A 13836-nucleotide genomic window follows, 5' to 3' on the forward strand; every position below is an offset into this window, starting at 1 on the left:
TTGATGGGGTAAGGCTCCCTGTAGACGACAGGGTTGATAGGCCGGAGATGGAAGCCTAGTGATGGGTGGAGTTGACCGGTACTAATAGGCCGAGGGCTTGTCCATAGATGCTCGCGTCCACTGTGAAATTTCTTGATTGATACTCGGGTGCCCTGTTAGGGTTCCGGTGGTCATGGCGGGAAGGAAACGCCCGGTTACATTCCGAACCCGGAAGCTAAGCTTTCCAGCGCCGATGGTACTGCATGGGGGACCGTGTGGGAGAGTAGGACACCGCCGGACATAACGCCCCAATAGCTCAGTCGGCAGAGCGTCTCCATGGTAAGGAGAAGGTCAACGGTTCGATTCCGTTTTGGGGCTCATAAAACAACCCTCGTCGAAAGACGGGGGTTGTTTTTTTGGCCGGACCCTTTCGGGTCCGGCCGTCTTTCTGCCTACTCCGGGATGCGCAGGGTCAGGATGGCCATGTCGTCCGACGGGGCGTCAGAGGCGAAGCGCTCGACGGCGCGTAGCACCCGTGCGGCCACCGCGCCGGCGGTCAGGCCGGTGCAGTTGCTGAGGACGTCGGCCAGGCCGTCGTCCCCCAACATCCGGGTGCCCTCCCGGCGTTCGGTCACCCCGTCGGTGACGCACAGCAGCACGTCGCCCGGGTCCAGGGTGGCCGTCTGCTCGAACAGCTCCAGGTCGTCCATCACGCCCAGCAGGGGCTGGGGGCTGGCCGCCGACTCGACGGTGCCGTCGGGGAGGAGGCGCATCGGGAGGGGATGGCCGGCGCAGACCATCTTCAGCAGGGCACCGCCCGAGGGCTGGGGCCACAACTCCCCGTAGAGCAGGGTGAGAAAGCGGGCCCGTGGGCCCTCCTCCAGGATCGCCGCGTTCAGCCGCTCCAGCACCGCGGGGCCGCCGAGGCCCTCCCGGGCCAGCAGGCGGAGCGCGTGCCGGGCGAGACCCGTCACGGCGGCGGCCTCCGGGCCCGTGCCGCAGACATCGCCGATGGCGAAGCCGTACACGCCCTCGCGGATCGGGAAGACGTCGTAGAAGTCGCCGCCGACCTCGTTGCCCTCGCCGGCCGCGCGGTAGATGACCTCGACCTCCACGCCGTCGATGGCGGGCAACTCCGGGGGCAGCAGGCTGCGTTGCAAGGACTGGCTGATAGCCGTGCGCTCGCTGTAGAGCCGGGCGTTGTCCAGGGCGAGCGCGGCCCGGCGGGAGAGGTCCTCGGCGAGTTCGAGGATGTCCTGGCGGAACCGTTCGTCGGTGGGCTTCCCCAGGGCGAGGAGGCCGATCACTCGGTTCCTCGCGACCAGCGGCAGGACCACGGTCTCGCCGCCCACGGCGGACGCGGTGGCCAGGCTGGTGCCCGGCGTCTCCGATGGCGGGCGCCCGCCCAGCGCGAGGCTGCGCAGGGAGGTGCGCAGCGCGGTGTTGCGCGCCGCGTCGGAGGGCGCGTTCCAGGGGCGCACGCCCAGCGTGAGATCCGGCGCGGGCGGCTCGACGCGCTCCAACAGGGCCTTGATCCCGTCGATGCGTTCCTCGTCCTCGTGCAGCACGTAGGAGAGGGTGGGCTCGGAGCCCGGCTCGGGGATCGTGTAGACGGCGCACCAGGTGGCCAGCGTGGGCACGGTCATCTGGGCCATCAGCGCGAGCGTCTGGTTGCGGTCCAGGGTGCCGGCGAGCAGCTCGGACGCCTCGACGAGAAAGGCCAGCGAGCCCCTGCGGAGGCGTTCCAGCTCGGTGAGGCGGGCGGACTCCACGGCCAGCGCGATCCGGTCGGCGGCGAACTGGAGGCGAAGCGCCTCCTCGTTGCTGTACCGGCCGGCGGTCTCCGAGGCGACGCCGAGGGAGCCGGTGAGGCGGCCCTCGACCTTCAGCGGCACGGTGACCACCGCGTGCATCCCGGTGCCGGAGAGCAGCGGGACGGCTCCGGGGGTGGTGGCCAGGTCCTCGTGGACCGAGGGCATCCGGGCCGATCCGTAACGGCCGCTGCCGGTCTCGACGGGGACGCGGGCGAAGCGCTGGCGGGCGGAGGGCAGCCCGGTGGTGGCGCGGACCTCAAGCTCGGTCTCGTCGTCCGTGGCGAGCAGCAGGAACGCGGCGTCGCCGTCGAGCATGTCGCGGGCGCGTTCCACGGTGCGCTGGAGCAGCCCGTCGAGGTCGTCGGGCGGCGGGGAGCCGATGAGGGCGTCCAGGGAGTCGCCGGAGCGGTCGCGCGGGTCGTGGGCGCCGCCGCCGTGGGCCGGCAGCCGGGCGGGGCTCTGGAGGATGGCGCGCTCGGAGTCGCGGACGATCAGGCAGACCGTGGACGGTTCGCCGTTGGCGTCGCGGACGCGCAGGTGGCAGGCGTAGACGGGCACGGTGCGGCCCTGGGAGTCGCGGACGCCGTAACTGCCCTCCCAGCGGGAGAGGAGCAGGGCCTCGGCGATGCCGGTGCCGGTGCCGGGGGTCTGGGGCCAGGCGGCGAGGTCGGCGAGCGGCTTGCCCACGACCTGCTCGGCCGCGTAGCCGAAGAGCTGCTGGGCGTCATCGTTCCAGCTGGTGATGGCGTCGGTGCGGTCGACCTCGACGACGGCGACGCGGACCCGGGCGTCGGTGACCGGCAGGGACTCGGCCGGCAGGACGGGGCCTGCGGTGCGGGTGCCGACGGGCACGGTCTGCTGGTCGAGGCGGAACCAGACGCACTTGTCGGTGGTGGTGTAGTCGACGCCCCAGCGGCTGGCGAGCGCGGCGCAGAGCATCAGGCCCCGGCCGCCCTCGCTGTTGAGGTCGACGCGGCCCCGGGTGACCTCGGCGAGCGGGAGTTCGCGTTCCGGGTGGCGGTCGACGACCTCGACGCGGACGCCCCGTTCGTCGCGCAGACACCGCACCTCGGCCGAGGTGCCGGCGTGCACCACGGCGTTGGTGACCAGCTCGCTGGTGAGGACGACGGCGTCCTCGATCAGCTCGGCCAGGCCCCATCCCTGGAGGGTGTCGCGGACGAAACCCCGCGCGGTCGCGACCGAGCGTCCAACCGGCTCGAAGGTGGCCGCTGCGCGCGCGGTGATCACGTCACTCCCCCAATGGTCGTTCTCGGCACGATGCGGTGCCGTGGGCTGCTCGGGTGCCCAGGTTACTGACGTCCGGCGGCTTGGCGGACGGTGCATCCTCGAATTCCCCCTGACCGGGAAATCGGTCGTGTGCGATGCTGCCGAACTGTTATCGCCCGGTCCTTCCGGAGTGAAACACTGGGAGGGCTCGATGTGAGGTGCCGGGCGAATTGATCGACCCCCGTGGGAGGGACACAGTGGTGTCTGACGGAGCAGTGTCGCGAGGTCAGCGGCGAGGCCGGGCGGTGAAGCCCCGGCCGGGTGCCACCGTCGAGGTGGACGCCGCCGCGCTGAACCGGCTGCTCTCGGCCCTGGAGTCCATGCGGGACGGTCACCTGCGGAAACGGCTGACGGTCACCGGCGAGGGGCCGATGGCGGAGATCGCCGCCGTGTACAACGAGGTTGCCGAGCGTGGTCTCCAGCTCACCGGCCAGCTGGCGCGGGTGCGTCGGGTGGTGGGTCGGGAGGGGAAGCTCTCGGAGCGGATGGAGACCGGGCTCTGCGAGGGGGCGTGGGGCAAGGCGATCGACGACGCCAACGACCTGGTGGAGGACCTGGTGCGCCCGGTGTCCGAGGTGGGCCGGGTGTTGACGGCGGTGGCCGAGGGCGATCTGCGGCAGCGGATGGACCTGCGGGCGCAGTCGGACTCGGGGGTCGGCCGGCCGCTGCGGGGCGAGTTCCTGAAGGTGGGGCGGACGGTCAACGGGCTGGTGGACCAGCTGTCGGGGTTCACGGACGAGGTGACGCGGGTCGCCAGCGAGGTGGGCACCGAGGGCAAGCTGGGTGGTCAGGCACGGGTGCCGGGGGTCTCGGGGACCTGGAAGGACCTGACGGACTCCGTCAACACCATGGCGAGCCGGTTGACGGCGCAGGTGCGGGACATCTCGATGGTGACCAAGGCGGTGGCCGACGGTGACCTGGGGCGCAAGGTCACGGTGCATGTGGCCGGCGAGATGCAGGAGTTGAAGAACACCGTCAACACGATGGTGGACCAGCTGTCCTCGTTCCAGTCCGAGGTGACGCGGGTGGCCCGCGAGGTGGGCACCGAGGGGCAGTTGGGCGGTCAGGCGCGGGTGGACGGGGTCTCGGGGGTCTGGAAGGACCTGACGGACTCGGTGAACCTGATGGCGGGGAACCTCACGGACCAGGTGCGGGAGATCGCCCGGGTGACCACGGCGGTGGCGGAGGGGGACCTCTCGCAGCGGGTGATGGTGAACGCGCGGGGCGAGGTGGCCCAGCTGGCGGAGACCATCAACGGGATGACGGAGACGCTGCGCGGCTTCGCCGACGAGGTGACGACGGCGGCCGTGCAGATCGGCACGCAGGGGATGTTGGGGAGCCAGGCGAAGGTGCCGGGCGTCTCGGGGCGTTGGAAGGAGTTGACCGACTCGGTCAACATGGCGTTCCGGAATCTGACGGATCAGGTGCGGGACATCGCGCAGGTGACGACGGCGGTGGCCAACGGCGACCTGTCGCAGCAGGTGACGGTTGATGTCTCCGGCGAGATGCTGGAGTTGAAGAACACCGTGAACACGATGGTGGACCAGCTGTCGTCGTTCCAGTCGCAGGTCACCCGGGTGGCGCGGGAGATCGGCGACGAGGGCGCGCTGGGCGGGCAGGCATCGGTGTTGGGGGTGGCGGGTGCCTGGAAGGACCTGACGGACTCGGTCAACACGGCGTTCCGCAACCTCACCGGGCAGGTGCGGAACATCGCGCAGGTGACGACGGCGGTGGCCAACGGCGACCTGTCGCAGAAGGTGACGGTTGATGTCTCCGGCGAGATGCTGGAGTTGAAGAACACCGTGAACCGGATGGTGGACCAGCTGTCCTCGTTCGCGGAGCAGGTGACGCGGGTCTCGACCGAGGTGGGGATCGAGGGGCGGCTGGGGGGCCAGGCCCAGGTGGACGGGGTGTCGGGGACCTGGAAGGACCTGACCAACTCCGTTAACCAGATGGCCGACAACCTGACGGATCAGGTGCGGAACATCGCGCAGGTGACCACGGCGGTGGCCAGGGGTGATCTGTCGCAGAAGATCGAGGTGGACGCGCGCGGCGAGATCCTCGAACTCAAGAACACCGTGAACCGGATGGTGGACCAGCTCTCGCTCTTCGCCGACCAGGTGACCCGGGTGGCCAGGGACGTGGGCACCGAGGGGCGGCTCGGCGGGCAGGCGCAGGTTCCGGGTGTGGCCGGGGTCTGGCGGGATCTGACCGACTCGGTCAATGGCATGGCGTCGAACCTGACCGACCAGGTGCGGAACATCGCCGGCGTTGCCACGGCGGTGGCCAGGGGCGACCTGTCGCAGAAGATCACCGTGGACGCCCAGGGCGAGATCCTGGAGTTGAAGGACACGTTGAACACGATGGTGGACCAGCTGTCGTCCTTCGCGGAGCAGGTGACGCGGGTGGCCGTCGAGGTGGGCACCGAGGGGCGGTTGGGCGGCCAGGCGCGGGTGGACGGCGTCTCGGGCACGTGGAAGGACCTGACCCAGTCCGTCAACAGCATGGCGAACAACCTGACCTCGCAGGTGCGGAACATCGCCGAGGTGACCACGGCGGTCGCCAGGGGTGATCTGACCAAGAAGATCACGGTGGACGCGCGGGGCGAGATCCTGGAGCTGGTGACCACGGTGAACACCATGGTCGACCAGCTGTCGTCGTTCGCCGAGCAGGTCACCCGGGTGGCGCGCGAGGTGGGCACCGAGGGGCAGTTGGGCGGCCAGGCGCAGGTGCGCGGGGTGTCGGGGACGTGGAAGGACCTGACGAACAACGTGAACCTGATGGCCAGGAACCTGACCAGCCAGGTGCGCAACATCTCGGAGGTCGCCACGGCGGTGGCCAACGGCGACCTGTCGAAGAAGGTCACGGTGCAGGCCAGCGGCGAGGTGGCGCAGCTCGCCGACACGGTCAACCGGATGGTGACCACGCTGTCGTCGTTCGCCGCCGAGGTGACGCGGGTGGCGCGCGAGGTCGGGACCGAGGGGCGGCTGGGCGGTCAGGCGCAGGTGCCGGGCGTCTCGGGGACCTGGCGGGACCTGACGGAGTCGGTCAACTCGATGGCCTCCAACCTCACCGGGCAGGTGCGCAACATCACCCAGGTGACGACGGCCATCGCCAAGGGCGATCTGACGAAGAAGATCGACATCGACGCCCGGGGCGAGATCCTGGAGCTGAAGGACACCCTCAACACGATGGTGGACCAGCTGTCGCTCTTCGCGGAGCAGGTCACCAAGGTGGCCCGCGAGGTGGGCACGGAGGGGCAGCTGGGCGGCCAGGCGCGGGTGCCGGGGGTGGCGGGCACCTGGAAGGACCTGACCGACTCGGTGAACGAGATGGCGGGGAACCTGACCCGTCAGGTGCGCGGCATCGCGCGGGTCGCGACGTTCGTGACCAGGGGCGACCACAGCGTGCGGATCGACACCGACGCGGCCGGCGAGATCCTGGTGGTGCAGGAGAACGTCAACACCATGATCAGCAACCTGCGGGAGGCCACGCTGGCCAACAAGGAGCAGGACTGGTTGAAGAGCAACCTGGCGCGGATCTCGGCGCTGATGCAGGGGCGGCGGGATCTGAAGGACGTGGCGCGGCTGATCATGAGCGAGCTGGCGCCGGCGGTGACGGCGCAGCACGGCGCGTTCTTCCTGGCGGTGCCGGCCGACGGGGACCGGGACGTGGTCGCGGGTCCCGGCGAGGGCGGCGACTACGAGCTGCGGATGATCGGTTCCTACGGGTACGCGGCGGGCAGCCAGGCGATGTCGTTCGGGCCGGGGGAGTCGTTGATCGGCACGGCGGCCGAGGAACGGCGGCCCATCGAGGTGGGGCCGACGCCGCCCGGCTATCTGAAGATCTCCTCGGGGCTCGGCGAGGCGCCACCGGTGAACGCGATCGTGCTGCCGGTGCTCTTCGAGAGCCGGGTGCTGGGCGTGCTGGAGCTGGCGTCGTTCAAGCCGTTCACCCAGATCGAGCGCGACTTCCTGAGCCAGATGGCCGAGATGATCGCGACGAGCGTGAACACCATCAGCGTCAACACGCGCACCGAGATGCTGCTGGAGCAGTCGCAGGAGCTGGCGGAGCAGCTCCAGGAGCGGTCGGGCGAGCTGGAGCGGCAGCGGAAGGCGCTCCAGGAGTCCAACGCGGAGCTGAAGCACAAGGCCGACCTGCTGGCCGAGACCAACCGCAACATCGAGGTGAAGAACTTCCAGATCGAGGAGGCCAGGCGCGGACTCCAGGAGCGGGCCGAGCAGTTGGCGGTCTCGATGCGGTACAAGTCGGAGTTCCTGGCGAACATGTCGCACGAGCTGCGCACGCCGTTGAACTCGCTGTTGATCCTGGCCAAGCTGCTGGCGGACAACGCGGAGGGCAACCTGTCGCCGAAGCAGGTGGAGTTCGCCGAGACGATCCACGGCGCGGGCTCGGACCTGTTGCAGCTGATCAACGACATCCTGGACCTGTCGAAGGTCGAGGCGGGCAAGATGGACGTGAGCCCGACCAGGATCGCGCTGGTGCAGCTGGTGGACTACATCGAGGCGTCGTTCCGGCCGTTGACGGCGGAGAAGAGCCTGGAGTTCTCGGTGCGGGTCTCGCCGGAGCTGCCGGCCACGTTGAACACGGACGAGCAGCGGCTGTTGCAGGTGCTGCGGAACCTGCTGTCGAACGCGGTGAAGTTCACGGAGACCGGCTCCGTGGAGCTGGTGATCCGGCCGGCGGGCAGCGAGGTCCCGGACCTGATCAGGGAGCAGATGCTGGAGAACGGCTCGGTGCTCTCGGCGGACGCGCCGCTGATCGCGTTCGCGGTCTCGGACACCGGGATCGGGATCGCCGCCAGCAAGATGCGGGTGATCTTCGAGGCGTTCAAGCAGGCCGACGGCACCACCAGCCGCAAGTACGGCGGGACGGGTCTCGGGCTGTCCATCAGCCGGGAGATCGCGCGGCTGCTGGGTGGCGAGATCCACGCGGCGAGCGAGCCGGGGCGCGGGTCGACGTTCACGCTGTTCCTGCCGCTTCAGCCGGCGGAGCTTCCGCCGCCCGGGTACGGGCAGTTGGCGGCGGGGCAGGGGGCGTCCGAGGGGACGGTGCTGCCGCCCCGGCCCAAGAGCCGCATCAGGGCGCTGCTGGCGGCGCCCGAGGAGGAGCAGGACGGCGCGCCGCCCTCGGGTGCGCCGGAGGGCGCCGAGGGGCGGGCGAACGGGGCGCGGCCGGCCGCATCGCAGGACCGGGAGGACGGCGAGGCGCAGCGCCGGCGGGCGTCGGCCGCGGCGGAGCAGGCCGCCGCCTCGCTGACGAGGCGGCACCGGGACCGGGAGCGCTACCAGGAGCCCAGCAACGGCCTCGGCGGCGAGCGGGCGCCGGAGCCGGTGGTCGAGCCGGTCGCCGAGGCGGAGGAAGTGCCGCACTACCAGCGGGACTTCGAGGGGCGGAAGGTGCTGATCGTCGACGACGACGTGCGCAACGTCTTCGCGTTGACGAGCGTGCTGGAGCACAGCGGCATCCGGGTGCTCTACGCGGAGAACGGGCGTGAGGGCATCGAGGTGTTGGAGTCCAACGAGGACGTGATGCTGGTCCTGATGGACATCATGATGCCGGAGATGGACGGCTACGCGACGACGGAGGCGATCCGGCGGATGCCGCAGTTCGCGGACCTGCCGATCATCGCGCTGACGGCCAAGGCGATGAAGGGCGATCTGGAGAAGACCATCGAGGCGGGCGCCTCGGCGTATGTGACCAAGCCGGTGGACGTCGCCGAACTCTTCTCCGTGATGGGTCGTTGGGTGCACAAGCGCGACGCGGAATGATCTGTCACGCTCCTCCCGGATGTGGAACCATCCGGGGGGAGCAACCGTTTTCCCGTTGGATGTGGTTGGTTCGCCGGGGCTTCTGGGGGCGTGTTATCGTGACGCAGCGCGATGCGCTGATCACCCGGTGCCCTGTGGTGCTGGCCGCTGGACGGGCGAAGGGATATTGCCGGTACGGTCGAGTCGCAGCCGGAGCGTTGTCAGCCTCTCGTGTGAGTCGCGGGGGTTCCCGATGATGTCGCACGTTTGGGGCGACGTACCGGGCTTGCTGGCACCAGCGCCAGTGGTGATGTCAACATGTCCGGCACAGGACCGGACGGCGTGAGGGTGCCGTCCACGATGGCGGTGCCTCACGGTGCCGCAGGGGCGAGGAGGACGGGCCATGGTGCAGAAGGCCAAGATCCTCCTGGTCGATGACCGGCCCGAGAATCTGCTTGCGCTGGAGGCGATCCTTTCAGCGCTCGATCAGACACTGGTCCGGGCGTCGTCAGGGGAGGAAGCGCTCAAGGCGCTGCTCACAGAGGACTTCGCGGTCATCCTGTTGGATGTCCAGATGCCGGGGATGGACGGCTTCGAGACCGCGGCCCACATCAAGCGCCGTGAGCGGACGCGCGACATTCCCATCATCTTTCTCACGGCGATCAACCACGGCCCGCACCACACGTTCCGTGGCTACGCGGCGGGCGCGGTCGACTACATCTCCAAGCCGTTCGACCCCTGGGTGCTGCGCGCCAAGGTCTCGGTCTTCGTCGACCTGCACATGAAGAACGTGCAGTTGCACGAGCAGGCGATGCTGTTGCGCAGGGAGTTGGAGGCCGGGCACGCCCACGGCGAGGGCGAGCAGAGCGCGGGCGGGCTGCTGCCCGAGCTGTCCGCCCGGCTGGCGGCCGCCGAGGAGCAGGCCGAGGCGCTGTCCAAGGAGTTGGCGGAGTCGGGTGGCGGCGCCGCCGTCTCCACCGCGGCCCATCTGGAACGCAAGCTGTCCGGGCTGCGGCGCGCGCTGGACGCCCTCCAGCCGGGGGCCAGCGAGCCGAAGTCCGTGGAGTCCCGGCAGGGTTGACGCCGCGTCGCCGCGCGGCGGCCATACGCCCGGGGTGTTCGGGGCACGTGTTCCGTGCCCCGGCTCCCAGACCCCGGTAGCCTCACCCTCATGGCCCCATCCACGTCCGGCAAGGGCTCCGCCGGCGCGCGCGGCACGGGAGCCCGGAAGTCGGCGCCCGCCAAGAAGGCGCCGGCGAAGAAGTCCTCGGCGAAACCGGCGGCGAAGCCCGCCGCGAAACGCGCGCCCGCCAGGAAGCCGCCGGCCAAGAAGGCCCCCCCGAAGAATCTCGCGCTGCGCCTGGGGCGCGGCCTCTGGCTCGGCCTGGCCCGCCCGCTCGGCGCCCTGCTCCGCGGCATAGGGCGCGGCGCCAAGGGCCTGGACCCCGCGCACCGCAAGGACGGGGTGGCGCTGCTGCTGCTGGGCCTGGCGCTGGTGGCGGCCGCCGGCACCTGGTCCAACCTCCAGGGCCCGGTCGGCGACCTGGTCACCATGCTGATCACCGGGGCGCTGGGCCGGCTCGACCTGGTCTTCCCGGTGTTGCTCGGCTTTGTCGCGGTGCGGCTGTTCGTGCATCCCGAGCGGCAGGAGGCCAACGGGCGGATCGTCATCGGGCTGACGGCGCTGCTGGTCGGCGTGCTGGGCCTGGTCCACGTCTTCACCGGGGCGCCCGGGCGCAGCGAGGGCACGCAGGCGCTGCGCGACACCGGCGGGCACATCGGCTGGGCCGCCTCCCGGCCGCTGATCCTGGCGATGGGCGAGCCGCTGGCGATGGCGCTGTTGACGCTGCTGACGGTCTTCGGGCTGCTGGTGGTGACCGCGACGCCGGTGAACGCGATCCCGCGCCGGCTGCGGCAGGGCCTGACCCGGCTCGGGCTGTTGGAGGAGCCGGAGCGGCGGGCGCACGACGGCATCGCGGACGAGGCGCTGGAGCGCCGGCCGCGCGGCCGGCGGCGGCCCGACCCGGACGACGAGTGGGACGACGGTCCCGAGCCCGACGAGACGGACTGGGCGGTCGGCCAGGGCGCGCCGGCCACCGGGCTCAGCGGGGAGGCGGCGGAGCGGCGCGCGCTGGAGGCGCGCCGTGCGCGCCGGGGCGCGCGCCGGCAGCCGGCGGGCGCCGACCCGGTGGACGTGGCGGCCGCTGCCGCCGCCTCGCTGGACGGGGCGGTGCTGCACGGGGTGCAGCCCTCGCCGGTGGTGGCCGACATCAGCAGCCGGATCTCGGCCAACGAGCGCCGCCGGGCCACCCGGGCGACGCCGCCCGACGCGGAGGAGTCGACGGGCCACCCGGCAACGGGCGTCGCGGGCCCGGGCGTTGAGCGGGCCACACAGGACACCGCCGGGCCGGCCGGCACGGTCCCCGACCTGACGAAGCCGGCGCCCGATCCGAGCGAACCGCTGCCGCCCCGGGCCGAGCAGCTCCAGCTGGCCGGGGACATCAGCTACGCCCTGCCGTCCGTCGAGCTGCTGACCCGGGGCGGTCCCGGCCGGACCCGCAGCGCCGCCAACGACGCCGTGGTGGAGTCGTTGACCACCGTCTTCGGCGAGTTCAAGGTGGACGCCCGGGTCACCGGCTTCACCCGGGGCCCGACGGTCACCCGCTACGAGGTGTCGCTGGGTCCCGCCGTCAAGGTGGAGAAGATCACCGCGCTGACCAAGAACATCGCCTACGCGGTGGCCAGCCCGGACGTGCGGATCATCAGCCCGATCCCGGGGAAGTCGGCGGTCGGCATCGAGATCCCCAACAGCGACCGCGAGATGGTCAACCTGGGCGACGTGCTGCGCACCACCGACGCGATGAGCGACGGGCGCCCGCTGCTGGTGGGGCTCGGCAAGGACGTCGAGGGCGGCTATGTGACGGCGGACCTGGCGCGGATGCCGCACCTGCTGGTGGCCGGCGCCACCGGCTCCGGCAAGTCGTCCTGCGTCAACTGCCTGATCACCTCGATCATGATGCGGTCGACTCCGGAGGAGGTGCGGCTGGTTCTGGTCGACCCGAAGCGGGTGGAGCTGACCGCCTACGAGGGCATCCCGCACCTGATCACGCCCATCATCACCAACCCCAAGCGGGCCGCCGAGGCGCTCCAGTGGGTGGTGCGCGAGATGGACCTGCGCTACGACGACCTGGCCGCGTTCGGCTACCGCCACATCGACGACTTCAACGCGGCCGTGCGCGCGGGGAAGTTGACGGTGCCGGAGGGCAGCGAACGTGAACTGACGCCCTACCCCTACCTGTTGGTGATCGTCGACGAGCTGGCCGACCTGATGATGGTGGCGCCGCGCGACGTGGAGGACGCCATCGTCCGCATCACCCAGCTCGCCAGGGCCGCCGGCATCCACCTGGTGCTGGCCACCCAGCGGCCGAGCGTGGACGTGGTGACCGGGCTGATCAAGGCCAACGTCCCGTCCCGACTCGCCTTCGCCACCTCGTCGTTGGCGGACAGCCGGGTCATCCTCGACCAGCAGGGCGCGGAGAAGCTGATCGGCAAGGGCGACGCCCTGTTCCTGCCGATGGGCGCCAACAAGCCGACGCGGATGCAGGGCGCCTTCGTCACGGAGGAGGAGGTCGCCCAGATCGTCGAGCACTGCAAGGCGCAGATGGCGCCCCGGTTCCGGGACGACGTGACGGTCGGCAGCCGGCAGAAGAAGGAGATCGACGAGGAGATCGGCGACGACCTCGATCTGCTGTGCCAGGCCGCCGAACTGGTGGTCTCCACGCAGTTCGGCTCCACATCCATGTTGCAGCGCAAGCTGCGGGTCGGCTTCGCCAAGGCGGGGCGGCTGATGGACCTCATGGAGTCCCGGGGCGTGGTGGGCCCCAGCGAGGGTTCCAAGGCCAGGGACGTGCTGATCAAACCCGACGAGCTGGATGGTGTGCTCGCGCTGATTCGTGGGGAGTAGCAGCGTAGGGCCCGACGGGTCCGACCGCGACGGGAGGGCGTCTTCCGGGCGGTCGGACGCGGGGAACGCCATCCCGTTGGCGGACAGAAGTCGCCCGCCCGGTTGCCCGTTCCTTTTCCGGCACCCCTAGACTGATAAGCACAGCAGGTGGCTTCACGCTCGAAAGGCGCCCCCGTGTCCAACGGCAACGAGAAAGCCAAGGACCGGCCTTCTGTCGGTCGTACCCTCCAGCAGGCGCGCATCGATGCGAAACTGACCGTGGATGAGGTCAGTTCGGCCACACGCGTGCGCGTTCCGATCGTTCAGGCCATCGAGGCGGACGACTTCTCCCGCTGCGGTGGCGACGTCTACGCGCGCGGTCATGTCAGGACCCTGGCCAGGGCGGTCGGCCTCGAACCGGCCGAGCTGATCGAGCTGTACAACGCCCAGCAGGGCCACCACGACGAGTCGTTGCCCAGCGGCCCGCTCTTCGAGGCGGAGCGCATCCGCCCCGAGCCGCGCCGCCCCAACTGGACCGCCGCCATGGTCGCCGCGATCGTCGTGGTGATCGGCTTCGTCGGCTTCACGTTCTTCAGCGCGGGCGACGAGGAGGGCGGCGGCTCGGTGGCCGAGCGCACCGAGACGCCCGGCGCGGACTCCCCGGGCGGCGACGGGCCGGAGCGGCGGGGCCCCGAGACGCCCACCACCGAGCCCGATGCGCCCACCGAGAGCGCCGTGGCGGGGGTGCCGGCCGACAAGGTCACCGTGCGCCTCACCATGGAGGGCACCAGCTGGATCTCGGTCAAGGACAGCAACGGCCGGCTGCTCTTCGAGGGGAACCTGGAGGACGGCGACTCGGAGACGTACACCGACGACGAGCGGATCGACCTGGTGCTGGGCAACGCCGGTGCCGTCAAGCTGCACGTCAACGGGCGCGAGATCGAGGACGTTTTCGAGCCGGGCCAGGTGCAGCGCCTCAGCTACACCGTGGGGGACCCCGAGGAGGGCTGAGCGGGGCGGCCCGCGACGGGCGGGCCGCCGG

Annotated in this window: 5 protein-coding genes, 1 tRNA gene and 1 rRNA gene; 6 read left to right on the top strand and 1 reads right to left on the bottom strand. The window is 70.7% G+C overall.

What is annotated here, in order from left to right; all coding sequences use genetic code 11:
- Positions 1-162: 162 nt before the first annotated feature.
- A 5S ribosomal RNA gene (gene rrf, locus FH609_RS08945) occupies positions 163-279 on the top strand.
- Between the two features lie 5 nt (positions 280-284).
- A tRNA-Thr gene (locus tag FH609_RS08950) sits at positions 285-357 on the top strand.
- Between the two features lie 74 nt (positions 358-431).
- Here the strand turns inward: FH609_RS08950 and FH609_RS08955 are convergent.
- Positions 432-3041, bottom strand: a complete 2610-nt coding sequence (locus tag FH609_RS08955; protein WP_226961516.1) for a SpoIIE family protein phosphatase — start codon at positions 3039-3041, stop codon at positions 432-434.
- Positions 3042-3400: 359 nt separating this feature from the next.
- On the opposite strand from FH609_RS08955, the gene FH609_RS08960 reads away from it, so the two are divergent.
- From FH609_RS08960 to FH609_RS08975, 4 genes are all read left to right on the top strand, one after another.
- A complete protein-coding gene (locus FH609_RS08960) occupies positions 3401-8872 on the top strand; it encodes a HAMP domain-containing protein (RefSeq protein WP_193317846.1) in 5472 nt (1823 codons plus the stop codon).
- 382 nt (positions 8873-9254) lie between these two features.
- Entirely contained in the window at positions 9255-9932 is a 678-nt protein-coding gene (locus FH609_RS08965; RefSeq protein ID WP_139667000.1) for a two-component system response regulator, read from the top strand.
- A gap of 90 nt (positions 9933-10022) precedes the next feature.
- Positions 10023-12815 (top strand): DNA translocase FtsK, encoded by a 2793-nt coding sequence (locus FH609_RS08970; protein ID WP_139666999.1) that lies wholly within the window; start codon positions 10023-10025, stop codon positions 12813-12815.
- A 174-nt stretch (positions 12816-12989) separates the two neighbouring features.
- Positions 12990-13805: a helix-turn-helix domain-containing protein gene (locus FH609_RS08975; RefSeq protein ID WP_226961517.1), complete on the top strand. Its 816-nt coding sequence runs from the start codon at positions 12990-12992 to the stop codon at positions 13803-13805.
- Positions 13806-13836: the final 31 nt, after the last annotated feature.

This window comes from Streptomyces sp. 3MP-14 (assembly GCF_006334905.2).
Classification (GTDB): domain Bacteria; phylum Actinomycetota; class Actinomycetes; order Streptomycetales; family Streptomycetaceae; genus Streptomyces; species Streptomyces triticirhizae.